21 protein-coding genes are annotated in these 24,662 nt (G+C 74.6%); 12 read left to right on the top strand and 9 right to left on the bottom strand.

What is annotated here, in order from left to right; translation table 11 throughout:
* The first annotated feature begins 102 nt into the window (after positions 1 to 102).
* Positions 103 to 1,221 carry a phosphoserine transaminase gene (serC, locus tag ACFQ6N_RS09025; protein ID WP_380647929.1) on the top strand — a complete coding sequence of 373 codons (1,119 nt, stop codon included), beginning with the start codon at positions 103 to 105 and terminating at the stop codon, positions 1,219 to 1,221.
* A gap of 236 nt (positions 1,222 to 1,457) precedes the next feature.
* Here serC and thpR read toward each other — a convergent pair whose 3' ends face one another.
* The gene (thpR, locus tag ACFQ6N_RS09020) at positions 1,458 to 2,150 is read right to left on the bottom strand and encodes an RNA 2',3'-cyclic phosphodiesterase (protein WP_380647927.1); all 693 of its coding nucleotides are present in this window, start codon (positions 2,148 to 2,150) and stop codon (positions 1,458 to 1,460) included.
* Positions 2,151 to 2,196: 46 nt separating this feature from the next.
* Between thpR and ACFQ6N_RS09015 the strand changes: the two genes are divergently transcribed.
* Entirely contained in the window at positions 2,197 to 2,715 is a 519-nt protein-coding gene (locus tag ACFQ6N_RS09015) for a GNAT family N-acetyltransferase (protein WP_380647925.1), read from the top strand.
* A 63-nt stretch (positions 2,716 to 2,778) separates the two neighbouring features.
* Here the strand turns inward: ACFQ6N_RS09015 and ACFQ6N_RS09010 are convergent, their stop codons facing one another.
* Positions 2,779 to 4,332 carry an MFS transporter gene (locus ACFQ6N_RS09010; protein ID WP_380647923.1) on the bottom strand — a complete coding sequence of 518 codons (1,554 nt, stop codon included), beginning with the start codon at positions 4,330 to 4,332 and terminating at the stop codon, positions 2,779 to 2,781.
* A gap of 92 nt (positions 4,333 to 4,424) precedes the next feature.
* Positions 4,425 to 4,859, bottom strand: a complete 435-nt coding sequence (locus ACFQ6N_RS09005; RefSeq protein ID WP_030235202.1) for a MarR family winged helix-turn-helix transcriptional regulator — start codon at positions 4,857 to 4,859, stop codon at positions 4,425 to 4,427.
* A 122-nt stretch (positions 4,860 to 4,981) separates the two neighbouring features.
* On the opposite strand from ACFQ6N_RS09005, the gene ACFQ6N_RS09000 reads away from it, so the two are divergent.
* Both ACFQ6N_RS09000 and ACFQ6N_RS08995 read left to right on the top strand, forming a co-directional pair.
* Positions 4,982 to 5,413 carry a VOC family protein gene (locus ACFQ6N_RS09000; protein ID WP_380647922.1) on the top strand — a complete coding sequence of 144 codons (432 nt, stop codon included), beginning with the start codon at positions 4,982 to 4,984 and terminating at the stop codon, positions 5,411 to 5,413.
* 322 nt (positions 5,414 to 5,735) lie between these two features.
* Positions 5,736 to 6,590, top strand: coding sequence for an MHYT domain-containing protein (locus ACFQ6N_RS08995; RefSeq protein ID WP_380647920.1), 855 nt, complete (start codon positions 5,736 to 5,738; stop codon positions 6,588 to 6,590).
* A gap of 99 nt (positions 6,591 to 6,689) precedes the next feature.
* Here ACFQ6N_RS08995 and ACFQ6N_RS08990 read toward each other — a convergent pair whose 3' ends face one another.
* Both ACFQ6N_RS08990 and ACFQ6N_RS08985 read right to left on the bottom strand, forming a co-directional pair.
* Positions 6,690 to 8,399 carry an enoyl-CoA hydratase-related protein gene (locus ACFQ6N_RS08990; protein ID WP_380647917.1) on the bottom strand — a complete coding sequence of 570 codons (1,710 nt, stop codon included), beginning with the start codon at positions 8,397 to 8,399 and terminating at the stop codon, positions 6,690 to 6,692.
* A gap of 261 nt (positions 8,400 to 8,660) precedes the next feature.
* Entirely contained in the window at positions 8,661 to 9,584 is a 924-nt protein-coding gene (locus ACFQ6N_RS08985; protein WP_380647916.1) for a DUF4231 domain-containing protein, read from the bottom strand.
* Between the two features lie 131 nt (positions 9,585 to 9,715).
* On the opposite strand from ACFQ6N_RS08985, the gene ACFQ6N_RS08980 reads away from it, so the two are divergent.
* Entirely contained in the window at positions 9,716 to 10,165 is a 450-nt protein-coding gene (locus ACFQ6N_RS08980; RefSeq protein ID WP_380647915.1) for a VOC family protein, read from the top strand.
* A 101-nt stretch (positions 10,166 to 10,266) separates the two neighbouring features.
* On the opposite strand, the gene ACFQ6N_RS08975 is transcribed toward ACFQ6N_RS08980, so the two are convergent.
* Positions 10,267 to 11,727 (bottom strand): NCS2 family permease, encoded by a 1,461-nt coding sequence (locus ACFQ6N_RS08975; protein ID WP_380647914.1) that lies wholly within the window; start codon positions 11,725 to 11,727, stop codon positions 10,267 to 10,269.
* A 253-nt stretch (positions 11,728 to 11,980) separates the two neighbouring features.
* Here ACFQ6N_RS08975 and ACFQ6N_RS08970 point away from each other — a divergent pair, with 253 nt between their 5' ends.
* From ACFQ6N_RS08970 to ACFQ6N_RS08960, 3 genes are all read left to right on the top strand, one after another.
* Positions 11,981 to 12,283 (top strand): DUF2530 domain-containing protein, encoded by a 303-nt coding sequence (locus ACFQ6N_RS08970; protein WP_380647913.1) that lies wholly within the window; start codon positions 11,981 to 11,983, stop codon positions 12,281 to 12,283.
* 52 nt (positions 12,284 to 12,335) lie between these two features.
* Entirely contained in the window at positions 12,336 to 14,795 is a 2,460-nt protein-coding gene (locus ACFQ6N_RS08965) for an HAD-IC family P-type ATPase (RefSeq protein ID WP_380647911.1), read from the top strand.
* Positions 14,796 to 14,953: 158 nt separating this feature from the next.
* Positions 14,954 to 15,163, top strand: a complete 210-nt coding sequence (locus ACFQ6N_RS08960) for a hypothetical protein (protein WP_380647910.1) — start codon at positions 14,954 to 14,956, stop codon at positions 15,161 to 15,163.
* A 58-nt stretch (positions 15,164 to 15,221) separates the two neighbouring features.
* Here ACFQ6N_RS08960 and ACFQ6N_RS08955 read toward each other — a convergent pair whose 3' ends face one another.
* Together ACFQ6N_RS08955 and ACFQ6N_RS08950 are read right to left on the bottom strand one after the other, a co-directional pair.
* Complete coding sequence (locus tag ACFQ6N_RS08955; RefSeq protein WP_380647908.1) at positions 15,222 to 18,518, bottom strand: sacsin N-terminal ATP-binding-like domain-containing protein; 3,297 nt, start codon at positions 18,516 to 18,518, stop codon at positions 15,222 to 15,224.
* A gap of 213 nt (positions 18,519 to 18,731) precedes the next feature.
* A complete protein-coding gene (locus ACFQ6N_RS08950; RefSeq protein WP_380647906.1) occupies positions 18,732 to 19,613 on the bottom strand; it encodes a DUF3027 domain-containing protein in 882 nt (293 codons plus the stop codon).
* Between the two features lie 654 nt (positions 19,614 to 20,267).
* Here ACFQ6N_RS08950 and ACFQ6N_RS08945 point away from each other — a divergent pair.
* From ACFQ6N_RS08945 to ACFQ6N_RS08930, 4 genes are all read left to right on the top strand, one after another.
* Positions 20,268 to 21,632, top strand: coding sequence for an MFS transporter (locus ACFQ6N_RS08945; protein ID WP_380647983.1), 1,365 nt, complete (start codon positions 20,268 to 20,270; stop codon positions 21,630 to 21,632).
* A 130-nt stretch (positions 21,633 to 21,762) separates the two neighbouring features.
* Positions 21,763 to 22,293, top strand: coding sequence for a hypothetical protein (locus ACFQ6N_RS08940; protein ID WP_380647904.1), 531 nt, complete (start codon positions 21,763 to 21,765; stop codon positions 22,291 to 22,293).
* A 10-nt stretch (positions 22,294 to 22,303) separates the two neighbouring features.
* Positions 22,304 to 23,071 (top strand): futalosine hydrolase, encoded by a 768-nt coding sequence (locus ACFQ6N_RS08935; protein ID WP_380647903.1) that lies wholly within the window; start codon positions 22,304 to 22,306, stop codon positions 23,069 to 23,071.
* A gap of 11 nt (positions 23,072 to 23,082) precedes the next feature.
* Positions 23,083 to 23,937 (top strand): 1,4-dihydroxy-6-naphthoate synthase, encoded by an 855-nt coding sequence (locus ACFQ6N_RS08930; RefSeq protein WP_380647902.1) that lies wholly within the window; start codon positions 23,083 to 23,085, stop codon positions 23,935 to 23,937.
* A gap of 65 nt (positions 23,938 to 24,002) precedes the next feature.
* On the opposite strand, the gene ACFQ6N_RS08925 is transcribed toward ACFQ6N_RS08930, so the two are convergent.
* The gene (locus ACFQ6N_RS08925; protein ID WP_380647901.1) at positions 24,003 to 24,386 is read right to left on the bottom strand and encodes a cold-shock protein; all 384 of its coding nucleotides are present in this window, start codon (positions 24,384 to 24,386) and stop codon (positions 24,003 to 24,005) included.
* Positions 24,387 to 24,662: the final 276 nt, after the last annotated feature.

Genomic DNA, 24,662 nt, shown 5'->3' with positions numbered 1-24,662 from the left:
TTCGGCCGGGCCCGCTGTCGGCGTCTCTGAGCAGCGGAGATCACAGTCTCAGCGGGCGGACGACCGTACCCCCGCGCGGCCCCCGGCCGGTAGGCTGCGCGCGTGGCTCAGATCCAGATCCCCGCTGACATCAAGCCCGCAGACGGCCGTTTCGGCTGCGGACCGTCCAAGGTGCGCCCCGAGGCCCTGAGTGCCCTCGCCGCCACCCAGACCTCCCTGCTCGGCACCTCGCACCGCCAGGCCCCGGTGAAGAACCTGGTCAAGCGCGTACGCGAGGGCGTGAGCAGCCTCTTCTCGCTGCCCGAGGACTACCAGGTCGTCCTCGGCAACGGCGGCTCCACCGCCTTCTGGGACATCGCCGCCTTCGGCCTGGTGCGGGAGAAGTCCCAGCACCTGGACTTCGGCGAGTTCTCCTCGAAGTTCGGCTCCTCGGTCAAGGCCGCGCCGTGGCTGGCCGAGCCGAGCGTCATCAAGACCGCCCCGGGCACCCACCCGCTGCCGGTCGCCGAGGACGGTGTGGACGTCTACGGGCTCACCCACAACGAGACCTCGACCGGCGTCGCGATGCCGATCCGGCGCCCGGCCGGCGCCGACGAGGGCTCGCTGGTGCTGGTGGACGCCACCTCGGGCGCCGGCGGCCTGCCGGTGGACATCACCGAGACGGACGTCTACTACTTCGCCCCGCAGAAGTCCTTCGCCTCCGAGGGCGGCCTGTGGCTGGCCACCTTCTCCCCGGCCGCCCTGGAGCGCGCCGCCGAGATCGCCGCCTCCGGCCGCTACATCCCGCCGTTCTTCTCGCTGCCGACGGCCATCGACAACTCGTCGAAGGACCAGACGTACAACACCCCGTCGATCTCCACGCTCTTCCTGCTGGCCGACCAGCTGGAGTGGCTGAACGGCAACGGCGGGCTGGACTGGGCCGTCGCCCGGACCGCCGACTCCTCGTCCCGGCTGTACACCTGGGCCGAGAAGTCGCCCTTCGCCACCCCCTTCGTGGCGAACCCGGCCGAGCGCTCCCAGGTGGTCGGCACCATCGACTTCGACGAGTCGGTGGACGCCGCCGCGGTCGCGAAGGCACTGCGTGCCAACGGCATCGTGGACACCGAGCCGTACCGCAAGCTGGGCCGCAACCAGCTGCGCATCGCGATGTTCCCGGCGATCGACCCGGCGGACGTCGAGGCGCTCACCCACTGCGTCGACTACGTGGTCGGGCAGCTCTGAGCACCCGCTGAGCAGCCTCTGAGCAGCCTCTGAGGCATGCGTGAGGGCCACCACCCGGCCGGGTGGTGGCCCTCACGGCCGTTCCGGGCCTACCGGCCGACCAGTGAGCTGATCAGCACGACGACCAGCAGCAGCAGCAGGGTGCCGGAGACGATGCGGTTTCGAGTCTTGGGGTCCACGGTCAACGAGCGTACCTCCGCCGCGCGCCCGGCCGGATCGGAGGTCCCGGGCAGGCCTCAGCCACGGCCCGCCAGCGGCCAGGAGCGCAGCGACTCGTAGTGGGCGAAGCCGCCGTCCAGGTCGCTGCGCACCAGGTGCAGCTCGGCGGCCTCCCACTCCGGCCCCCGGTAGTCCGCGAGCGCCGCCGCGAGCCCGGCCGGGCCACCCTGACCGGCCTGACCGCCCTGACCGCCCTGACCGCCCTGACCGGCCGCCGGGGCCCGCCGCCGGCCGCGCGGGGAGCCGGCCCGGGCCAGGGTGAGGTGCGGGTGGAAGGCGAAGGCGTCGGCCGCGCCGGCGCTCCCCTTGGCGCTGTCCCCGCCGTTCTCGGCGCCGCTCTCCCCGCCGCTGTCCGCGACGGCCTCGGCGAGCACCTCGGCGACCGCCTCGGTGACCGCCTCCGCCAGTCGGCGCAGCTCCCGGGTCCGGCCCTCCACTCCGGCCCAGAGCACCCGGTCGCCGAACCGCCCGGCACCCGCGATCCGCAGCCGGTGCGCCGGGTGGGCCCCGGCGACGGCGGCCAGGCCCGCCTCCAGCCCCGGCAGCCGCTCGGCCGGCACCTCGCCGAGGAAGGCCAGGGTCAGGTGCCAGCCCTCGACGGCGGTCCAGCGCAACCGGTCCGCCCCGGGCAACGCGCGCAGCGGCGCGACGGCGGCGGCGAGCCCCTCCAGCGCCGAGGCCGGCGGGAGCACTGCCACGAAGAGTCTCATGGGCCAAGCTTCCCCCGATCGGCCGTCTGGGGTAGAACGTTCATTCATGAAGATCCGCAACGGGGGTCCCGCGGACGTCCCCGACATCCTGTCCCTGCTCGACGGCGCCGTCTCCTGGCTGACCGGCGAGAACCGCACCGGCCAGTGGGGAGACCAGCCCTTCAGCAGCGTCCCGGCCCGGGTCGACCAGGTGTCCTCGTACACCGCCGACCCCTTCCTGGTCCGCCTCGCCGTGGACGAGGACGGCCGGACGATCGGCTGCTGCGTGCTGTCCGAGGACTGCGGGAAGTACCCGCCGACCGTGGACGAGCGCGAGCTCTACGTCCGCCTGCTGGTCACCGACCGCAGCCGCAAGGGCTCCGGCATCGGCGCCGCGCTGATAGCCGACGCGGTCGAGGAGACCCGCCGGCGCGGCATCGGCCTGATGCGGGTGGACTGCTACGCCGGCAACGACCGCAAGCTGGTCGGCCGGTACCGGGCGCTCGGCTTCACCGAGACCGTCGGCTTCGAGGTCGAGCAGCCGTCCGGCCCCTGGCCCGGCCAGGTGCTGGAGATCCGCGTCTGACAGCCGCCCTGACGCACCGTCGGGAAACCCCGGGGAGCGCCCCCGGGGTTTCCCCATGACTCGTCAGCAGGCGGGCGCCAGCGCCGACTTGCTCGGCACGGCGGTGCGCGGCACGAAGGCCACCACCCGGCCGCCGCGGCCCGGGTGCAGGTCGAAGCGCACCTTCAGGTCCGCGCTGCGGGCCAGCACCAGGCCGACCGTTCCGGCCGCCAGCGCGGACACCAGTCCGCAGGCCAGCAGGCCGAGCCGGGGCCCGTACGAGGCGGTCACCCAGCCGACGACCGGGGCGCCGATCGGCGTGCCGCCGGTGAAGACCAGCACCAGCAGGCCCATCACCCGGCCGCGCATCTCGGGGTCGGTGGACAGCTGCAGCATGGAGTTGACCGAGGTGTTGAAGCTCAGCCCGAACACCCCGATGAGCATCAGCAGCAGCGCGAAGGTCCAGTAGTCGGGCGCGAACGCGGCGACCACCTCCAGCGCTCCGAAGGCCAGTGCCGCGCCGACCAGCCGGCGCAGCCTCGGCACGCCCCGGCGGGCGGCGAGCAGCGCGCCGGCCAGCGAGCCGACCGCCATCGCGGTGTTCAGCAGGCCGTACTGGCCGGCCCCCACCTTGAAGGTGTCGTACGCGAAACCGGAGAGCAGCGTCGGGAAGTTGAAGCCGAAGGTCCCGATGAACCCGGCCAGCACCATCGGCCAGAGCAGCTCGGGCCGCTCCTTGACGTACCGCAGGCCCTCCCGCAGCTGGCCCTTCTGGCGGGCGATCGGCTCGGTCGGGCGCAGTTCGCTCTCCCGCATCGCGAGCAGTCCGCCGATCACGGCGGCGAAGGACACCGCGTTGACGGCGAAGGCCCAGCCGCTGCCGACCGCGGCGATCAGCAGGCCCGCGACGGCGGGGCCGACCAGGCGGGCGGTCTGGAAGTTGGCGGCGTTCAGGCTGACCGCGTTGGCGAGGTCCTTGGGCCCGACCATCTCGGAGACGAAGGCCTGCCGGGTCGGGTTGTCCACCACGGTGACCAGGCCGAGCAGCAGCGCGAAGGCGTACACGTAGTACGGCGTCACCACACCGCCGACGGTCAGCACGGCCAGGCCCGCGGCCAGCAGGCCCATCGCGCCCTGGGTGTAGATCAGCAGCCGGCGCTTGGGCATCCGGTCGGCGAGCACGCCGCCGAACAGGCCGAGCAGCAGCATCGGCAGGAACTGCATCGCGGTGGTGATGCCGACCGCGAGCGGGCTGCCGGTGAGGCTCAGCACGAGCCAGTCCTGGGCGATCCGCTGCATCCAGGTACCGGTGTTGGACACCACCTGGCCGGCGAAGTAGTAGCGGTAGTTGCGAACGCGCAGGGAGGAGAACATCCCCCCGGGCCGCGTGAAGCGGGCGCCTGTGGGGGACGGGGCCGAGCGGGTTCGGCCGGGAGCGGCGGGGTCGTCCGCCGCGGTGCGTTCGTCGGGGTCGTCGTCGCCGCTGCCGGGCAGCCCCGTGGGGGCGGGTGCCTGGCCGTCGGCTGCCGCGGCGCTGTCCGCGGCTAGGTCGTTGGTCGGGTCGTCGGTACGGATGGCGGCGGCGCTGGCTGCGGCCGGCGGTGTCAAGGTGGTCTCCCCTCGCGGCGCGACGGCCATGGCGGTGGCCGTCGCGCTCCTGGTGTCTGTCAGCGGTCCTGCGGTGATGCGGACTCCTTCTCCTCCCGGCTGGCAGGCCGGGTCCGGTGTGCCTAGAGGTGTGCGAGCTTGTAGAGCACGGGCGCGGCCTCCCGGAGGACGGCCCATTCCTCCTCGTCGAGCCCTTGGGCGAGCTCGGCGAGCCAGACGTTTCGGCGCCGACGACTCTCCGCGAGGATCGTCTCGGCCTGCTCGGTGCTGCTGACGACCACCTGTCGGCGGTCCTCCGGGTGCGGCTCCCGCCGCACCAGACCCTTCTCCTCCAGCATCGCGACGATCCTGGTCATCGAAGGAGGCTGCACGTGCTCCTTCCGGGCGAGCTCACCCGGCGTCGCCTTCCCGCACCGGGCGAGGGTGCCCAGCACTCCCATCTCGGTGGGACTCAACGACTCCTCCACCCGCTGGTGTTTGAGTCGTCGGGAGAGGCGCATCGTGGACGACCGCAGCTGACTGATCGCTGCGAGGTCCTGCTCGGACATCTCGGGCATCTCTTTAGACTACGTCATTACCCTCGCTAAAGAAAATCGGATTCCCACCGCGCCGGAGGATCGGCCCGGTGCCATATTGGTGGTGGGCCCCAGGTCCCGACTCCCAGAAGGGCCGACCAGACATGTCCGACCTCGCCGCCGAGCAGTCCCAGCCGCCCGCGCAGTCCGGGCGGCCCGGGGAGGGCGACACCGGCTTCGCCCGGCTCGCCATGGTCACCATCGACTGCGCCGACCCGGTCGCACTGGCCGCGTTCTACGGGCAGCTGCTGGGCTGGGAGACCCGCCACGTGGACGAGAACTTCGCGATCCTGGACAACCCGGAGAGCGGCAGCCCGCTCGGCTTCGGCCGGGTGACCGGGTACCGGCCGGAGCCGTGGACGCAGCCGGACGGGAGCAAGCACTTCCACCTCGACTTCTACGTGGACGACCTGGAGGAGTCCACGGCGAGGGCGCTGGCGCTCGGCGCGACCGAGCCCGCGTACCAGCACGGGCGCACCCTCCGGGTACTGATCGATCCGGCCGGCCACCCGTTCGGGCTAGCACCGCTGGAGTAGGGCGCGGACGGGCCCGGGGCGGTGCGGTAGGCGCGGACGGGTCCGGGGAGCGTGCGCAGGCGGTGTCAGGGGTTGGTGCCAAGATCATGCAGGCGCCGTAAAGGTCCATCCTGACCTGGGACTTCACGAAAAGCACGAACATTGTGCGACCGCCGGGCAGTGGTTACTGTCCCCGATTGTCAGGGGCACCACACGCCAGGTCTCCCCTCGGCGGACCCTTCCCCTTCCGTGCCCGTTGCCGCACGCCCCGTTCCCGGCCGTCTCCGGCCGACCGCGTCCGCCCGAGCCCTGGCGCCCTCAACCCCGCGTCCAGGGAGCTCAATTGGGTGAGATCCACCATGCCGACCACGGCTGGGTGACACCGGCGGTCTCGTACTTCGTCGCCTGCCTCGGTGCCTTCGTCGCCCTGCGCAGCGCCCGCTGGGCACTCGTCTCGCAGGGCCGCACCCGGGTCGTCTGGCTGCTCTTCGCGTCGACCTCGCTCGGCGCCGGGATCTGGTCCATGCACTTCATCGCGATGCTCGGCTTCTCGGTGACCGGCGTCGAGATCAGCTACCGGCCCGGACTGACCGTGCTCAGCCTGCTGGTCGCCGTCGCCGTGGTCGGCGTCGGGCTCTTCACCGTCGGGTACTGGCGCCGCCGTCCCGTCCTGGCACTGCTGGCCGGCGGGCTGACCACCGGCCTCGGGGTCGCCGCGATGCACTACCTCGGCATGGCCGCGATGGTCATGCCCGGCCGGCTCGGGTACGACCGGGGCACGGTGGCGCTCTCGGTCGCCATCGCCGTGGTCGCCGCGACCGCCGCGCTCTGGGCCGCACTCAACATCCGGGGCACGCTCGCCGTGCTGGCGGCCGCCCCGGTGATGGGCGTGGCGGTCTGCGCGATGCACTACACCGGCATGGCGGCGCTCTCGGTCCAGGTGGACTTCTCGCGCTCCGTCCAGGACGGCGTGATGGCGCTCCAGTTCATCTTCCCGCTCGGGGTCGGGCTCGGCTGCTACGTCTTCTTCGGCTCACTGGCCTTCGCCGTCTCCCCGAGCCGCCCCGACACCCAGCCGCTGCTGGCCGGTCCGGCCGCGCCGCTGCCACCGCGGCCTCCGCGCGTCCCGCAGCAGCGGCAGCTCCGGGAGCAGCGGCAGCCCCGGGAGCGGCCGGGCGGAGCCGGCGCCCGGCGCTGAGCCCGGGCGCCACCCCGAACGGACGCCCGGCCGGGCCCCCCACCCCGGCCGGGCGTCGCCCCGCTCCGCACGTCCCGCCCGACCGACCCTCGCCCTGCCCTACGCGGGCCGCCCGAGCAGCCCGGTCAGGTGCTCCGGCGTGGCCACCGGGCAGACCTTGTGCACGAAGTCCCGCCGCAGCGCGTGGTACGGCTCGCCCGCCCGGTAGAAGTTGGCGTGCATCCGCCGCAGCTCCTCCGCCCGGTACGCGGCGAGCGGCTTCGCCTCCTCGTCGGCGGCGCGGCGGCGCTTCTTGTCCACCAGCCGCCCGGTGAGCTCCGGCGAGGCGGCGAGGGCGGCCGCCTCGCGGGCCACCCAGCGGCGGAACTCCGCCGCGTCCCCGCCGGCCGTACGGTCCACCAGGCCGATCCGGCGGGCGTGTTCGGCGCCGACCGGCAGCGCCTCGGCGGTCAGCCGCTCGGCCTCCTCGGCGCCGACCCGGTTCGGCAGGGTGTACGTCCAGTACTCGGAGCCGTACAGGCCCATCAGGCGGTAGTGCGGGTTGAGCACCGCCGAGTCGCGGCACCACACCTCGTCGGCGGCGAGCGCCGCCATCAGCCCGCCGGCCGCCGCGTTCCCGGCGAGGGCCGCGACGGTCACCTTGTCCGTCGTGGTCAGGACGGCCTCGACGAAGTCGTCCATCGCGTTGATGTTCTCCCAGGACTCCAGCGCCGGGAAGGCCGCGCCCTCGATGACGTTGAGCTGGATCCCGTTGGAGTAGAAGTCCCGGGGCGCGCCGAGCACCAGCACCGAGGTGGGCCGTTCGGCCGCCGCCCGGTAGGCGGCGAGCAGCCGGCGGCACTGCTCGGTGCCCACCGCCCCGCCCGCGTGGGCGAATTCGAGGTATCCGACGCCGCCCTCCTCCCGGTAGCGCAGCTCCGACCAGGTGTCGCGGCCGGCCGCCGCCTCCGGACTCACCGGCACCTCGCGGACCCGGTGCAGCTCGTCGGCGAGCACCGTCGCGGCCGGCAGCTTGAAGGTGGCCGGCCCGCCGGGGGTGCGGCGCGGGCGCAGCTGCGGGATCCACACCGCGCCGTCGACGGTGGCCCGGCAGATCGCGCCGTCCCGGGTGGCCAGCACGGTGCCCGCGGGGCCGCGCAGTTCGTCCTCGGGGTGCCCGCCGTGCAGGAAGAGGTCCCGCCCGTACAGCTCGTCCGGCACGCCGGGCTGGGAGTCGGCGGCGCGCAGCTTGCGCAGCACGGCGGCGGTGTCGTCGTGCTGCCAGTCGATCCGGCGCGCCTCCTGGCGCAGGAGGGGCCGCGGCTCGCCGTGCACGTCCGGCCGCCCGTAGTCCAGCGGCTCGGGGGTGAACAGCCCGCCCTCGTACCGCTGGACGGCCAGCAGCACCGCCTCCGCGGCGGCGTCGGCGACCTCGCCCCGGTAGAGCTCGCTCTTGCCGCAGTCGGGGACGGGGAACTCGACGGAGGCCCAGATGTCCCCGGCGTCCATCTCCGCGACGGCCTGCAGCACGGTGACGCCCCAGCGCCGCGCCCCTTCGGTGATCGCCCAGTCGAGCGAGGAGGGGCCGCGGTCGCCGGTGGGGCCCGGGTGCACGATCAGGACGGTCCGGGTGGACCAGATGTCCTCCGGGACGGCCTTGGTGAGCATCGGGCAGACGATCAGCTCGGGGTCGGTGCGGGCCACCCCGGCCCTCATCTGCTCGTCGCCCAGGGCGAGTTGGACCGCGACCTGGTGGCCGCGCTCGCGCAGCCCGGTGTGGACGCGCTGGGTCAGGCTGTTGAACGCACTGGCGATCAGGAGAATGCGCAAGAGGGGCCTCCGGCGGTACAGGGGTCGCGCGGAGGCGATGAAACCACGGCATGGACACGTAATGATTACGGTCGGCGGCTCGGCGCCCTACCCTCACGCACCCCGCACACCTGTGATCCCGGCGTGGCCCGCGGTCGCGGTATCTCCCCAGTCCCTTCCCGGAGTTGGACTGGCGCGGGCCGGGGCGGGGGGCATCACCCCCCGGCCCCGGCCCGCATCCGCGCCCGGCCGAGCCCCCGCCTCAGCGGGGGAACGCCCGCCTCAGCGGGGGAACGCCCGCCGCGCCCGCCAGGTGGTGTGCTCGCGGGAGACCGCGTCCTCCGCCTCGGCGGCCAGCCGGGCCCAGCGCGCCTCGGCGTCCGGCGCCTTGACGTCCAGGTCGGAGAGCTGGTTGCCGACGTTCTCCAGCTCCCGCGCGGCCAGTTGGTACGCGGCGGCCAGCGGACGGAGCTGCTTGAGCTGCGTCCAGGCGATGATCGACGCGGCCGCCGCCGAGCTGGCGCCGAAGACGTGCACCTGGAGCGCGTTGGTGGCCTGGGCGATGGCGGCCGCCGCGCCGAGGATGATGAGCACCGCGACACCGAGGCCCCAGGAGACCGCCTGCGAGTCGCAGGCGTCGGCCCGGGCGCGGTACCAGGTGCGCTGGCCCTCGACCCGGGTGCGCAGGTAGAAGGTGCGCCGGGCGGTCAGGCTCTCGGCGCGCAGCCGGCGCATCTCCGGGGTGATCTCGGCGACGGTGTCCGGCGGCACGATCTCCGGGTCCTCGAAGGCCCGCATCACGTCCTCGACCTGGAGCAGGTAGCCGCGGTCCACGTCTGCGGACTCCGCCTCGCCGTCGAACGGCCGGGCCCGCACCGTGTACTTCCAGGCCAGCGTCTTGACCGACTCGGCCGCCGCCCTGGCCTCGTACCAGCGGCCCTGCGGGTTGCTGCGCCGCAGCCGGGACCAGAAGTAGCCGGCGATCAGGAAGGCGGCCACCGACAACAGCGGCCAGACGTCCAGGTCGTCCTTGTTCGCCGGGTCGGGGAACGCCCCGAGCACGGCGGCGACCACCAGCATCGCGATCAGTCCGCGGTACCAGCGGAGCGTCTCGCGTTGACCGTCCAGCGAGGCCTTGTCCGCCGTCCGGAACAACTCCGGCAGCAGACGCGCCTCGACTCCCCCGGGCGGATCCTGTTGCACCATCGGTCGAGTCCCCTCCCCCTTCTCCGTCCAGCCAGTATTCCCGCCGCCAACTGGCCTACACGGGCGCCTTTTTGACACTGTCCGATCGTGGGTGATTGTTCGACCATCCGGTAACCGGTATAAACGGTTACATGCCGCTGCACTGGAAGCTCGTCATCGACTGCGCCGACCCGCACCGCCAGGCCGCCTTCTGGGCCGCCGCCCTGGAGTACACGGCGGAGGACCACGGCCCGCTGGTCACCCGCCTGCTCGCGGCCGGCGCCGTCGGACCGGACGCCACCACCGAGGTCGACGGCCGCCCGGCCTGGCGCACCCTGGCCGCCGTCCGCCACCCCGAGGACCCGTTCGACCCCGCCTCGGACACCGGCCTCGGCCGGCGCATCCTCTTCCAGGCCGTCCCCGAGCCCAAGCAGGCCAAGAACCGCCTGCACCTCGACGTCCACCCCGGCCCGGGCCTGCGCGCGGCCACCGTCACCCGCCTCGAAGCCCTCGGCGCCGCCGTCCTGCGGGAGGTCGAGGAGCCCGGCGGCTCCTGGGTGGTCATGCGGGACCCGGAGGGCAACGAGTTCTGCGTCCACTGACCCGCCGCCGGAACAGGGCGCGCCCGAGAACGCGGAACGGCCCCGCACTCACCGAGGAGTGCGGGGCCGTCCGCGGGCCGTCTACGAAGCCGTCGCGGGCGTCAGAGCAGGCCGAAGGCCGGCATCAGGTAGTAGAAGGCGAACACCGCCGCCACCACGTACAGCGGGGCCGGCACGCTGCGGCCGCGGCCGGCGGCCAGGCGCAGCACGCAGAAGGCGACGAAGCCGAAGCCGATGCCGTTGGTGATGCTGTAGGTGAACGGCATCATCACGATCGTCAGGAACGCCGGGATCGCGATCGAGTAGTCGGCCCAGTCGATGTCCTTGATCGAGTTGGCCAGGATCAGGAAGCCGACCGTGACCAGTGCCGGGGTGGCGGCCTGGGCGGGGACCATGGTGGCGAGCGGGGTGAGGAAGAGCGCCACCACGAAGAGCAGGCCGGTGACGATCGAGGCGAAGCCGGTGCGGGCGCCCTCGCCGACGCCGGCCGTGGACTCGACGAAGCAGGTGTTGGCGGAGGAGGAGGTGGCGCCGCCGGCCGCGGTGGCGATGCCGTCGACCATCAGGATCTTGTTGATGCCGGGCAGGTCGCCCTTCTCGTCCAGCAGGTGGGCCTCGTCGGCCACGCCGAGGATGGTGCCCATCGCGTCGAAGAAGCACGACATCAGCACGGTGAAGACGAACAGCGCGCCGGTCAGCACGCCGACCTTCTCGAAGCCGCCGAACAGGCTGACCTTGCCGACCAGCCCGAAGTCCGGCGCGGCGACCGGGTTGCCCGGCCAGGCCGGGACGGTGAGGCCCCACTTGAGGGCCGGGATGTCGACCACCTTGTCGATGACCACGGCGAGCGCGGTGGCGACCGCGATGCTGATCAGGATCGCGCCGGGCACCTTGCGGATCACCAGGATCAGGGTGAGCACCAGGCCGACGACGAAGACCAGCACCGGGAAGCCGAGCAGGTGCCCGTTGCCGCCGAGCTGGAGCGGGACGGTGGTGTGCGCGGCGTCCGGGATGCGGCTGACGAAGCCGGAGTCGACCAGGCCGACCAGGCTGATGAACAGGCCGATACCGATCGCGATGGCCTTGCGCAGGCCGAGCGGGACGGCGTTCATGACCCGCTCGCGCAGGCCGGTGGCCACCAGCAGCATGATCGCGAAACCGGCCAGCACGACCATGCCCATGGCGTCCGGCCAGGTCATCTTGGGGGCGAGCTGGAGCGCCACGATGGTGTTGACGCCCAGGCCCGCGGCCAGGCCGATCGGGACGTTGCCGATCACGCCCATCAGCAGGGTGGTGAGACCGGCGGTGAGGGCGGTGGCGGTGACCAGCTGGGAGCTGTCCAGGTGGGCCCCGGTCATGTCCGTGGCGCTACCCAGGATGATCGGGTTCAGCACCAGGATGTACGCCATGGTGAAGAAGGTGGCGACGCCGCCGCGGATCTCGCGCGGCAGGGTGGAGCCGCGCTCGCTGATCCGGAAGTAGCGGTCGACCGCGCTGGTGGGGGGCTCGGGCGCGGCGTCGGCGGGTTCGGGCGACTCGGTGGCCGGCTGGACCACAGGCATGCGTGCGTCCTCTGTGGGGGAGCTGAGGAGGGGGAGTTGACGCCCGGGGCGACGGTGGCCGGGCGTAGACCTTCAAGTATGGTTTCCCGGTCGCACACGCGCTATCTTCGCGCGTAGAGCCCACCCGAGCAGCGGCGGGACGCCACCCGGTGCCACGCCCGGGCACCCCCCGGCGGCCGCTCCGGAGCCGGACCGGCCCGCGCGGGGCCCGCGCGACGACGGCCGGACCCCGCCGCACCGTACGCTGGTGCCCATGCCGAAGATGCCGCTGCACCCCTCGCCCCCTCCGCTGGAGGCCAACGACGTCGCCATCGTCGGCGGTGGCACGGTGCTTTGGTTCGTCGCCTTCCTCGCCCTGCTCCCCTTCCAGGGCACCCTCTCCGAGCACGACCACGGCACCTGGCCGTGGATCTGCCTCTCCGGCGGCCTGCTCGGCCTGATCGGCCTCTGGTACTGCCGCTCCCGGCGGGACGCGATCGCCCGCAGCCGCGCCGCCGAGGCGGCCGCACGCCCGGCGGACGAGGGCGGCCAGGACCCGGCCACCCGGTCGGACTGAATAGTCCTTTAGTAGCACGCATCGGACATAAGGCGCCCGTAGAGTCGGTGCCATGACGCAGCCTGCCCAGCCAGCGGAAGAGCAGCCGACCGACGGGGACCGACCGGACGGGGCCCACCCGCTCGGGCTGCTGCCCGGGCGGCGCGGCGGCCTGACCACCGCCGAGGTGGCCGAACGGGTCACGAAGGGTCAGGTCAACGACGTCCCGGTGCGGTCCAGCCGCTCCACCAGGGAGATCGTCCGGGCCAACGTCTTCACCCGCTTCAACGCGATCATCGGCGTGATGTTCGGGATCATCCTGGTCGTCGGCCCGATCCAGGACGGCCTGTTCGGCCTGGTCATCGTCGCCAACACGGCGATCGGCATCATCCAGGAGCTGCGCGCCAAGAAGACCCTGGACAGCCTGGCCCTGATCGGCGAGGTCCGCCCGCAGGTCCGCCGGGACGGCGCCGTCCGGCAGATCGGCGTCTCCGAGATCGTCCTCGACGACACCGTGCTGCTGGGCATCGGCGACAAGGTGATCGTGGACGGCGAGGTCACCGAGGCGGACGGCCTGGAGATCGACGAGTCGCTGCTCACCGGCGAGCCCGACCCCGTCCTCAAGCAGCCCGGCGACCCGGTGATGTCCGGCAGCTTCGTGGTGGCCGGCGCGGGCGCGTTCACCGCCACCAGGGTCGGCCGCGAGGCCTACGCCGCGCAGCTCGCCGAGGAGGCCAGCAAGTTCACCCTGGTGAAGTCGGAGCTGCGCAGCGGCATCGACAGCATCCTGCGGTTCATCACCTACCTGCTGGTCCCCACCGCGCTCGGCCTGATCATCAGCCAGCTGGCCGTCGAGGGCCGGGACTGGCGCGAGGCCGTGCGGCGCATGGTGGCCGGGATCGTCCCGATGGTCCCCGAGGGCCTGGTGCTGCTGACCTCCGTCGCCTTCGCGATCGGCGTGGTCCGGCTCGGCCGCAAGCAGTGCCTCGTCCAGGAGCTCCCGGCGATCGAGGGCCTGGCCCGGGTGGACACCGTCTGCCTCGACAAGACCGGCACCCTCACCGAGGGCGGCATGGACGTGATCGACCTGCGGGTGCTCTCCAACGGGGAGCCCGCCGCCGTCGACCCGGACACCGTCAAGCACGCGCTCGCCGTGATGGCCGGCGCCGACGCCCGCCCCAACCCGTCCATGCAGGCCGTCATCGACGCGTACGGGCGCGGCGACGACGGTGCCTCCGCGGGCCACGACGGCTGGCGGGTGATCGAGGCGATGCCCTTCTCCTCCGCCCGCAAGTGGAGCGGCGTGCAGCTGCTGGAGCCGCAGGGCGTCGAGGCCAGCTGGCTGCTCGGCGCCCCCGACGTGCTGCTGCCCGCCGGGCACCCGGCCCTGGCCGAGGTGGACGAACTGGGCGCCCGCGGCCTGCGGGTGCTGCTGCTGGGCCGGACCCCGGTCCCGCTGGACTCCCCCGACCCGGCGGCCGGCCTCACCCCGCTCGCGCTGGTGGTGCTCCAGCAGCGGCTGCGCGGCGACGCCGCCGAGACCCTGCGCTACTTCGAGGGGCAGCGGGTCCGGGCCAAGGTCATCTCCGGCGACGCGGCGGTCTCGGTCGGCGCGGTGGCCGCGCACCTGGGCCTGCCCGGCGCCGACCACCCGGTGGACGCCCGCTCGCTGCCCACCGACCCCGAGGAGCTCGCCGACACCGCCGACCGGACCAGCGTCTTCGGCCGGGTCACCCCGCAGCAGAAGCGCCAGCTGGTCGGGGCGCTCCAGTCCCGCGGCCACACCGTGGCGATGACCGGCGACGGCGTCAACGACGTGCTCGCGCTCAAGGACGCCGACATCGGCGTGGCGATGGGCACCGGCTCCGACGCCACCAAGGCGGTCGCCCAGATCGTGCTGCTCAACGACTCCTTCGCGTCGCTGCCCTCGGTGGTCGCCGAGGGCCGCCGGGTGATCGGCAACATCGAGCGGGTCGCCTCGCTGTTCCTGGTGAAGACGGTCTACTCGGTGCTCCTGGCGCTGCTGGTGATCTTCACCCACTCGCCGTACCCGTTCCTGCCCCGGCACTCCACCGTGCTGTCCACGCTGACCATCGGCGTGCCGGCCTTCTTCCTGGCCCTCGCCCCCAACAACGAGCGGGCCCGCACCGGCTTCGTGAAGCGCGTGCTGCGGCTGGCGATCCCCGGCGGGGCCATCGCCGGGACGGGCACCTTCGTCGCCTACGCGCTCGCCCGCGCCGACCACGCGACCGACCTCAAGGCCGACACCAGCGTGGCCACCCTGACGCTCTTCCTGATCGCCATCTGGGTGCTCGCCATCGTCGCCCGCCCGTACAGCTGGTGGCGGCTGCTGCTGATCGGCGCCATGGGCGGCGCTTTCGCGCTGGTCCTGCTGGTCCCGCCGCTGAAGGAGTTCTTCCAGCTCTCGCTGGTCGGCACCCGCGACCCGCTGATCGGCGTCGGTGTCGCCGTGGTCTGCGGCATCGCCCTGGAGATCGCCTGGCGCTACATGAAGCGCCGCGGCATGGAGTGACACGCGCCGCACCCGCCGGTACCGCCCCCACCGGCCGGGACAGCAGCGCACGCACCACCCGGCGCACACCACCCGGCACGCACCGCCGGACACGTACCGCCGGATGAGTGACAACCCCCGCCCCGGGGCCCGATGATGGCCCCGGGAGGGGGTGCCGAATGGCGCGCAGGGGTGGGGATCTGGAGGCGTTCATCGCCTTCCTGGGCGGACTGCTGGCGGTCGGGCTGACCGCACTGGCCATGGCGGGCGTCGGCCTGTCGGTCAGGCCGACGCCCGCGCTGCGGACGGCGGCCCTGGTGACCCTGGGCGCGGTCTGGCTGACCGTCACCGTGACCGTCTACGGCCGCCTCCGGGCACGCCTCCGCTGACCCCGGCCGACGCGCCCGGCCCTCGACGTCCCCGCGCCCGACCCTGGACGCCCGGTGCTCAGCCCTCGAAGTCCCGCGCCGCCGACAGCTCGTACGCCCGGTCCGGCTCGCTGAGCGCGGCCAGCACCTCGAACCGCCGGTGCCACTGGCCGACCGACCAGGCGAGCCCGGCCGCGAGGCCCTCCGGGGTGGCCGCGTGCAGCAGCCCGGGCACCGGCGGGACGTCGAACTCGTCGTCCTCGTCGCCGGCCTCGGCCAGCTCCGGGTCGTACGGCGGCTCCGGGGCGTCCGCCCCGGTGTCCCAGCGCCAGTCCACCGCGGCCTCGCCGCCGTCCGGCCCGACGACCAGCAGGTCCTCGTGCTCCTCGTACGCGACCGGGCAGCCGGGCAGCAGCTCCCGCACCACGGCCGGGACCCGGTGCAGCACGCCCTCGGAGAGCACCCGGCCGCCCGCCACCTCACTGGCCAGCGACACGTGCAGCCGCTCGGCGAGGTCGGCCGCGAGCGCCGGGGCGACCGGCAGCAGCGGGTACGGGTGCAGCAGCTGGACCAGGTCGGGGGCGTCCGCGACGACCGCCTCGGTGGCGTCCACCAGCACGGTGTGGGCGGGCCGGCGCCCGGTGGCCGGATCCAGCGGCGGCAGCGCCCGGACCACGTCGAGCGGCTCGATCCGCTCGACGTCCACCCGGGCCAGCGCGCTGTGGATGCCGTGCAGTTGGCGGTGCCCGACGGCCGCGGCCGGGTCGGTCAGCCGGTCCAGCACCTCGTCCGGCCCGTGCGGCTCGGCGAGCAGCGCGGCCAGCGTGGTACGCACCCCGAGCGCGTGCAGGAACTGCTCGTCCAGGGTGGTGCGGGCCTCGTCGTAGAGGCCGCGCAGCAGCGGGTCGGCCCCGGCGGCGCGCAGCCCGGCGGGCTCGCGGCCGCCCAGCACCGGGTGGTCGCGCAGCCACCACGCGGTGTACGGCGGCAGGTCGGCGTACGAGCCGTCCGGCAGCAGGGTGCGCACCGGGTTGACCACGGCGTCCCGGTAGGGCGGGCGGGCCAGCGCGGCCAGCGCCTCGGGCCAGGCGTCGTCGTCCACCAGGTCGAGGTCGCGCACGGCCAGCAGTTCGGCGGCCACCGGCGGGACGCCGACCGCCTCGTCGGCCTGCAGCGCCTCCAGCGCGTCCTCGGCCCAGTCGGCGAGCCCGTCCGGTGCCTCGTCCAGCAGGCCGGTGGGGTGGCCGCCGGCCGCCCGGTCGGCGGGGACGGTGGGGTCGAGCCGCTCCAGGTCGTCCGGGTCGAGCACCACGTCCTCGGCCCGTACCAGCACGAAGTCGGCCAGGACGCCGACGGCCGCGAGCACCTCGGGGCCCCAGCGCTCCAGCAGCTCGTCGTCCACCCAGCCGGCGTCCTCCTCGCGGGCGAGCGCCGCGAACGGGCTGCCGGGCAGCACGAGTTCGCCGGCCCGGGCGGGCTCGCCCTCGTCGTCGAGCAGCGCCAGCCGGGCCAGCCAGGGGTGCCCGCCCGGCGCCGGGGCGGCGACCTTCACCAGCGCCAGGACGGCGTCGGCGAGTTCGAGCGCGGTGTCCAGGTCGTCCTCGGCCACCTCGTAGGAGCGGGCGACGGCGGCCCGCACCTCGGGGGTGTCCAGCACCCCGGCCGGGGTGGCGGTGCCAGCGCCGAGCTTGGCGAGCAGCGGGTGGGAGGCCTCGGGGTGGGCGAGGCGCAGGTCGAGCGCGGCGAGCGCGCCGGCCAGCGATTCGGGGTAGCCCGGGAAGGCCTCCCAGTCGGCGTCCCCGGAGGGCAGCAGGACCCGCCGCGGGCCGGTCACCGTCCGGCCGTCGGCGAGCGGTACGGGCAGCGCGCCGAGCGCCTCCGGGTCGGCTCCGCCGAGCGCCGCGTACAGGTTGCGCCACCAGGCGGGCTCACGGTCCAGGCCGCCGAGCTGGTCGACCACCTCGGCGAGCGGCACCCGGCGCACGTCCAGCACCCGCAGCTCGGGGCGGCGCTCCAGCCCGGCCGGCAGCAGCCCGGGGAAGACCGGCGCGAGCGCCTCGACCACCGAGCCGTCGGCGCCCTCCAGCAGCGTCGCGTCCCGGGGCCGCAGCGCGGGCGTGCCCTCCTCGACCGGCGCCGGGTGCGGCAGGAACGGCGTGTCGGGCAGCCGGGACAGCACCGCCGCACGCAGCGCGTTGTCCAGCGCGCCCTGGCCGAGCGGCCCGGGGACGAGGCCCAGCGAGCCGAGGTCGGCGCCGCGGGCGCGCAGCAGTTCGGCGTAGCTGTCGGCGGCGCGCTCGGTGAGGAAGTCGGTCAGCGGGCCGGGCGCGACGTGCCGGCGGGTGGAGTCCAGCGGGTAGGAGGCGATCAGCAGCGCGGCCAGGCCGACCGGCTCGTCGCTGGGGGTGGGGGCGTGCAGCACCGAGGCGGTGGCGGGCCGCTCCGGGGCGCCGTCCGCGCCGACCGGGACGGCCCAGGTCACCGTCCAGTACGGGCGGGCGCGCTCCTCGGTGGGCCGGTCGACGAGCAGCTCGCCGGCCAGCCGCCCGGAGGCACCGGCGGTCTGCCAGACCGTCTGCCGCAGCCGGCCGCCCGCGTCATCGGTGACGGTGACCTCGGTGACCCCGTCGGGGCGGGCCTCGGCGGCGGCCCGGGTGAGCGTCCGGGTGCCCTCCTCGGTCTCCACCACGACCTCGGCGAGGCCGGGCAGGGTGAGCAGCAGCGCGTCGTCGATCCCGGCCAGCAGCCGCCGGGTCAGGTCCTCGGCGGCGGCGTCCCGCAGCGGCAGCACGACCACCGTGTCGTAGCCCTCGGGGGCCGGGCCCTCGGCCGCGAACGGCAGGCGCAGCAGCGGCACGTGGCCGTCCCGGCGGCGCAGTTCGTCGGTCAGCGCGGGCTGCGCCTCGGCGAGCGAGCGGGCCTCGCCGAGCGACCAGCGGACCCCGCCGGTGGCGCTCAGCACGGCGGGCTCGTCGGTGACCGCGAGGACGGCGGCGAAGCCGACCCCGAACCGGCCGACGGCGGGCTCCTCGCCGCGCTTGGAGGAGGCGCGCAGGGTGGACAGCGACTCGACGGCGGCCTCGTCCAGCGCGGCGCCGGTGTTGGCGGCGGCGAGCACGCCGTCGGCGAGGGTCAGCCGCAGCCGGCCGGGTCCGCGTCCGGCGCGGACCGCCGCGTCGGCCGCGTTCTGCGCCAACTCGACCACCAGGCGGTCGCGGTAGCCGCCGAGCGCGAGCTCCTCCTCGGCGTTGGCGTCCTCCCGGAACCGGGCCGGCGAGGCGACCCAGGCGTCCAGCACCCGCCGCCGCAGCGCGGCGCTCCCGAAGGGGTCGGCGAGGTGTTCGTCCGTGCTGCTGCCGATGATCCGAGGTTCCACTGGACCTGCCGCCTTCCGCCGCCCTGTACGTCGTAGGGCATTCTTCCCTGCCCCACTGACTGCTCCCGACCACGGCCCCGCCGGGGCCGTGCGAACGCCCGGTTCCCGGCGGCGCCGACCGCCCGGGCGCACCGCCGGCCCGCGGACAGCACCGCCCGGAACGCCCACGGCCCGCCCCGGTTCGTCACCGGGGCGGGCCGTGGGACGCAGACCTCAGGAGTGGCCGAGCTCCTCGGCCGGGCCGTCGGGCTCGACGGAGCCGGAGGCGCGGTCCGGGTGGAGCTGCAGCGGCTCGACCACCAGCTCGTCGAGGATCAGCTCGGACGGCGCCGGCGGGGCCGGGATGACGGCGGCCTCGGAGTGCCCGCCGCAGCCGTACTCGAAGGAGACGATCTGGCCGTCGGCCGGACCGAACTCGTTGCCGCACACGCCGAAGGCCTGCCCGAGCGAGCCGCCGATCGGGACCAGGAAGCCGCAGCTCCCGCACGAGGCCGGGGCGGCCTGCGCCATCGGGGACTGCGGGCCGTGGGCCTTCTCCCAGCGCTCGGCGGCCAGGTGCATGCCGAGCCGGGAGAGCACCCGGCTGCGGCCCAGGCCGAGCTCCTCGGCGACGGCGTTGATCCGGGCGCGGGCCGGGGCGGGCTGGACGTGCGGGTCGGTGAGGACCAGGTCCTCGTCCTCGGCCAGCGCGATCACGGAGTTCGGCGCGGGCTCGTCCTCGCCGCTCCAGCCGGGCTCCAGCCGCAGGTCGTCGGCGTCGGTGGGCAGGAGGTCGCCCGGGCCCATGTCGCCGGGCCGCAGCCGCTCGCTCCACGGCACCCACTCGGGGGCGAGGACGGCGTCGGAGCCGGGCAGCAGGACGACCTCGTCCAGGGTGACGTTCTTCGCCCGCGGGGCACGGGCGACGGTGACCGCCCAGTGCCAGCCCCGGTAGGCCGCGTCCAGGCACTCGAAGGTGTGGGTGACGACGCGGTCGGCGTCCGCCTGGACACCGAGGTGCGCGCCGACGGCCTCCGCTCCGACAGCCTCCTCGGCCGCCTGGCGGGCGAGTTCGACGGCCTCGGCACAGAGCCGGTCGGGGGTACGGCTTCGCATCGCAGCACTCACGGCGTCGATTCTCTCCCAGTTCTTCTGTCGCCCACGGCGTGTTGCCTGTTCCGTCGCGGCTTGGTAGTCCCTCGTCCATTCTGCGCGACCGGAGGCCCCCTCGGGTACCGGCCGCGCCGCTCGACCGGCCCGCCGGCCTGCCGTCGCCCCGGCGCCCCGGCGGGCGGACCTTGGGGCAGGCTACCCGGCGGTCGGTCCCCCGGCACAGTCCGGGGCGGACGCGACCGTTCCGCGACCGCGCCGAGAGGAGCGCAATCCCGCGTCGTCGCGGCGAATCTGGGGCAGGATGGGCTTGTGGCGGACGACAACCCGTCGCAGCACGCACTGCGCCCCTCGCAGGCCGGCGGCCCCGACGAGGCGGACGCCGTGCCGCGACAGCAGCCGGTCCCCGGCGCGGGCGAACCGCGGCCGGCGGACCGTCCCGGGGCGCCCGCCTCCCCCGTGGACCTGGCCAAGATCGGCACCGGCACCAAGGCCGTCACCGACAGCGCCACCGGCACCGCCGCCTCCACCGCGACCGACACCGACCCGGTCGCCGACCGTGCCGCCGAGGCCGGCGACGCCCACGCCCGCCACCTCGCCGCCCTCGACGAGGACCTGGCCGAGGCCCCGGAGGAGGTCCCCGAGCCCCGCCGCCACTTCCTGATCCGCACCGCCTCCGCCGCCGGCGCCGGCACCGGCAAGGTGGTGCACGGCACCGGCCGCCGGATCCGCCGGGCCACCTCCGCCGAGGGCGCGGGCGAGTCCGGCCTCGCCAAGCTGATCGAGTTGCACGCGATCAACTCCTTCGGCGACATGCTGATCACCATCGCGCTGGCCTCCACCATCTTCTTCTCGGTCCCCACCGGCGAGGCCCGCGGCCGGGTGGCGCTCTACCTGCTGATCACGATGGCCCCGTTCGCCCTGCTGGCCCCGGTGATCGGCCCGCTGCTGGACCGCCTGCCGCACGGCCGCCGGGCGGCCATGGCGATGGCGATGCTGGCCCGGGCGGTGCTGGCCTGGACGATGGCCGGGGTGATCTCCGGCGGCGGCCTCGCGCTCTACCCGGAGGCGCTCGGCGTCCTGGTCGCGTCCAAGGCGTACGGGGTGGTGCGCAGCGTCGTGGTGCCCCGGCTGCTGCCGAGCCGGCTGTCCCTGGTGAAGGCGAACTCCCGGGTCACCCTGGCCGGGCTGCTGGCCACCGGCGTGGCGGCCGGGGTGGGCGGGCTGCTGCACCTGATCGGCCCGGGCTGGCCGCTGCGCGGCGCCTTCCTGGTGTTCGTGATCGGCACCCTGATGGCCTTCCACCTGCCGCACGCCGTGGACTCGGCCAAGGGCGAGCAGCGCGCCGTCCTGCACGCCGAGGTGCACGCGGAGGCGGACGGCGGGGGCTCGCACCTGATCCACCACAGGCCGCCGCCGGTGAAGGCCTCGCTGCGGGCCGTCGGCCCGTCGGTGATCCTGGCGCTGCGGGCGATGTCGGCGATGAAGTGGCTGGTCGGCTTCCTGGTGATGTTCCTGGCGTTCCTGCTGCGGGAGGAGCCGATCGGCGGTCTGCGGCCGACCCTGGCGCTGGGCCTGGTGGCGCTGGCGGCCGGGACGGGCAACGCGCTGGGCTCGGTGTTCGGCTCCTGGCTGCGCACCCGGGGCCCGGAGGCGACGGTCACCACGATGCTGCTGCTGGCGACCTGTGTGACGGCGGCGGCGGCGCTCTGGTACGGCGTGGTGACGGTGGTTCTGGTCGCGGGCGTCGCCGGGATGGCGGCCTCGCTGGGCAAGCTGGCGCTGGACGCGCTGATCCAGCGGGACGTCCCGGAGGCGGTCCGGACCTCGGCGTTCGCCCGGTCGGAGACGCTGATGCAGGTGTCCTGGGTGGCGGGCGGCGCGGTGGGGATCCTGCTGCCGCTGAACGGGGAGCTGGGCCTGTCGGTCGCCGCCGCGGTGGTCGGCCTGGTGCTGCTGTGGACGCTCCGCTCGCTCTTCCGGGTGGGGCTGCGGCGGCACCCGGCGACGCCCCGGGTGGCCTGACCGGGGCACTGCCGGGGCGCTGCCGGGGCGGTGCGGCCGCGCTGCCGGGGCGGCACGGGGGCGGCACGGCAACACGCGGCGGCCGACCCCCGCGTAGCGTGATCGGCCCGGCCCGGTAGATTCTGATCCCATGAGCCTCAATACCCGTGCCATCGCCGCCATCGGCGCCGTCGTCGTGGTCGGCGCGGCCACGGTGGGCACCTCCGTCGCCATCGCCGCCGGCCAGACCGAGCACATCTCCCACCGTGCCACCATCACGGTCGGCAACTCCTCGATCGTCGCCGACCCGCTGTGCTGGAACAACGGCAGCCCGATCACCGAGGACCTGCAGCAGAAGTGCCAGGACGACGCCACCGAGGCCCTGAAGAACGGCACCCTCCCCACCTCGGACGTGGTGGCCAGTGACCGGGTCGGCATCGGGGTCTCCCCGAACGTGGCCGACTCGGGCTGGTGGGCGTTCACCAACGGCGGCTCCTCCAGCCAGGGCGGGCGCACCAGCCTGGCCTCGTACGCCAAGGGCCAGACCTGGTCGGGTGCCCAGCAGGCGAACAAGGTGCTCAACGCCAGCGGCAAGACCCTGGTCACCGTGGTCGAGGGCGACAAGAACTCGGACAACCCGATCGCCGTCTGGTACTTCCAGCTGAACACCCAGGACAACTGACGGTCCCGCGGTGACCGCGCAGCACGCCGGCGACGGCGACCACCGGCAGTCGGGCCCCGGGCGGGCCCGGCTGCTCGTCGTCGTCGCGGTGGCCGCCGAGGCCGAGGCCGTCCTGCGCGGCCTGCCCGGCGGGGCCGATGCCCTGCCGATGCCCGGCGGGACGCTGTACCGGGCCCAGGGCGTCCCGGTGGACGTGCTGGCCGCCGGGGTCGGCCCGGCCGCCTCCGCCGCCGCCGCCTCGGCCGCGCTGGCCGCGCACCCGTACGCGCTGGCCGTCTCGGCCGGGATCGCCGGCGGCTTCGCCCCGCACGCCCCGGTGGGCGCCACGGTGGTGGCCGACGCGATCGTGGCCGCGGACCTGGGCGCCGAGACCCCCGAGGGCTTCGCCGACGTCACCGAGCTGGGCTTCGGCACCGTCCGGCACACGCCTCCCCCGGCCGCCGTCGCGCTCGTCGTCGGGGCCCTGGCGGGCCCGGACGGCCCGGGTGCCGTCACCGGCCCGGTGCTGACCGTCTCCACCGTCACCGGCAGCGCCGAGCGGGCCGCCCTGCTGGCCGCCCGCCACCCGGGCGCCGCCGCCGAGGCGATGGAGGGCTTCGGCGTGGCCGAGGCCGCCGCCCGGTACGGCGTACCGGCCCTGGAACTGCGCACCGTGTCCAACCCGGTGGGCCCGCGCGACCGGGCCGCCTGGCGGATCGGCGAGGCACTGGCCGCCCTGGAGCGGGCCTTCGCCGCGCTGCCCGTCCACGAACTGGCTGCCGATCCACGAACTGCTTGAGGAGGCCGGCCGTGGCTGAACGGCTGAGCATCGCGTACTCGCCCTGCCCGAACGACACCTTCGTGTTCCACGCCTGGGCGCACGGCCTGGTGCCCGGGGCGGACGCCCCCGAGGTGACCTTCGCCGACATCGACATCACCAACGGCCTGGCCGAACGCGGCGAGCTGGACGTCCTGAAGATCAGCTACGGCGCGCTGCCGTGGGTCCTGGACGAGTACACCCTGCTGCCCTGCGGCGGCGCGCTCGGGCGCGGCTGCGGCCCGCTGGTGCTCACCCTGCCGGGCGTGGACTCCGCCGCCGACCTCGCCGGGAAGACCGTCGCGGTGCCCTCGGAGCGCTCCACCGCCTACCTGCTGTTCCGGCTCTGGGCGGCGACGGCGGTGCCGGGCGGCTTCGGCGAGATCGTGGTCCTGCCGTTCCACGAGATCATGCCCGCGGTCCGGGACGGCCGGGTGGACGCCGGCCTGGTGATCCACGAGGCCCGCTTCACGTACCGGCAGTACGGCCTGCACAGCCTGGCCGACATGGGCGAGGCCTGGGAGCGGGAGACCGGCCTGCCGATCCCGCTCGGCGCGATCGTCGCCAGGCGCTCGCTCGGCGCCGAGCGGCTGCGGGAGATCGGCGACGCGATCCGCGACTCCGTCCGGCAGGCCTGGGCCGACCCGGAGCAGAGCCGCGGGTACGTGCTGGCGCACGCCCAGGAGATGGACCCGGACGTCGCCGAGCAGCACATCGGGCTGTACGTCAACGACTTCACCGAGGAACTCGGCGAGGAGGGCTACGCGGCCGTCCGCGCACTGCTCACCCGGGCCGCCGCGGAGGGACTGGTGCCCCCGCTCGACCCGGGTGCGCTCGCGTTCGGTTAGGGCACTGAGGCCCGGGTGACCGGGCGGCCCCGAGGCCCCGGTCGCCCCCGGACGCCCCGGTCGCCTCAGACGTCGAACTGGTCGGCCACCGCCCGCAGCAGGCCGGCCAGCTTCTGGCCGGTCGGCTTGGCCGGGTAGCGCCCGCGCTGGAGACCGGGCAGCACCGCGTCCAGGGTGGTGATCAGGTCCTGGACGATCGGCGCCATGTCGTCGGCGCTCTTGCGCTGGGCGGCGGCCACCGAGGGCAGTGCCTCCAGCAGCTGCACGGCCATCGCCTGGTCCCCGCGGTGGCCGGCGACCACGCCGAACTCGACCCGCTGGCCCGGCTTGAGCACGGTGACACCGGCGGGCAGCGCCTTGGTGTGGACGAAGACGTCGCCGCCGTCGTCGCGCGACAGGAAGCCGAAGCCCTTCGTCTCGTTGAACCACTTGACCTGGCCGGTGGGCATCTCGAACAGTCCTCGAATGGGTGTGAGGGATCCCGGCCCTGGCCGGGAATCAGTGGGTGGTGGTGGAACGGACGGCCGACCTCGGCTCCGCGCCCGCGGGCGCTCACGGTCAGCACGTTGTGCAGGAGCAGACTAACGGTCCGTCACTGCCTCATCCGCGTTCCGCGAGGGATCCGCGTTCCAAGGCCCGCGCGGGGCGGTGGGGGTACGGGGATCTCGCGATCACGGGCGCCCCGGTACTGGCACGGCCGGGGCGCGGCTCGTCGCGGTCCATCG

It is taken from the genome of Kitasatospora sp. NPDC056446, from assembly GCF_042796115.1.
GTDB lineage: Bacteria > Actinomycetota > Actinomycetes > Streptomycetales > Streptomycetaceae > Kitasatospora.
The sequence above is the reverse complement of the archived record's forward strand: the minus strand, read 5'-3'. Positions and strand labels throughout refer to the sequence as shown.

Coding starts and splice junctions, on each gene's coding strand:
- ACFQ6N_RS08925 (WP_380647901.1), bottom strand. CDS start 24,386: ATGCCCACCGGCCAGGTCAAGTGGTTCAACGAGACGAAGGGCTTCGGC.
- ACFQ6N_RS09000 (WP_380647922.1), top strand. CDS start 4,982: ATGTCCGACCTCGCCGCCGAGCAGTCCCAGCCGCCCGCGCAGTCCGGG.
- ACFQ6N_RS08965 (WP_380647911.1), top strand. CDS start 12,336: ATGACGCAGCCTGCCCAGCCAGCGGAAGAGCAGCCGACCGACGGGGAC.
- ACFQ6N_RS09005 (WP_030235202.1), bottom strand. CDS start 4,859: ATGCCCGAGATGTCCGAGCAGGACCTCGCAGCGATCAGTCAGCTGCGG.
- ACFQ6N_RS08960 (WP_380647910.1), top strand. CDS start 14,954: ATGGCGCGCAGGGGTGGGGATCTGGAGGCGTTCATCGCCTTCCTGGGC.
- ACFQ6N_RS09010 (WP_380647923.1), bottom strand. CDS start 4,332: ATGGCCGTCGCGCCGCGAGGGGAGACCACCTTGACACCGCCGGCCGCA.
- thpR (WP_380647927.1), bottom strand. CDS start 2,150: ATGAGACTCTTCGTGGCAGTGCTCCCGCCGGCCTCGGCGCTGGAGGGG.
- ACFQ6N_RS08940 (WP_380647904.1), top strand. CDS start 21,763: ATGAGCCTCAATACCCGTGCCATCGCCGCCATCGGCGCCGTCGTCGTG.
- ACFQ6N_RS08970 (WP_380647913.1), top strand. CDS start 11,981: ATGCCGAAGATGCCGCTGCACCCCTCGCCCCCTCCGCTGGAGGCCAAC.
- ACFQ6N_RS08980 (WP_380647915.1), top strand. CDS start 9,716: ATGCCGCTGCACTGGAAGCTCGTCATCGACTGCGCCGACCCGCACCGC.
- ACFQ6N_RS08975 (WP_380647914.1), bottom strand. CDS start 11,727: ATGCCTGTGGTCCAGCCGGCCACCGAGTCGCCCGAACCCGCCGACGCC.
- ACFQ6N_RS09015 (WP_380647925.1), top strand. CDS start 2,197: ATGAAGATCCGCAACGGGGGTCCCGCGGACGTCCCCGACATCCTGTCC.
- ACFQ6N_RS08985 (WP_380647916.1), bottom strand. CDS start 9,584: ATGGTGCAACAGGATCCGCCCGGGGGAGTCGAGGCGCGTCTGCTGCCG.
- ACFQ6N_RS08950 (WP_380647906.1), bottom strand. CDS start 19,613: ATGCGAAGCCGTACCCCCGACCGGCTCTGTGCCGAGGCCGTCGAACTC.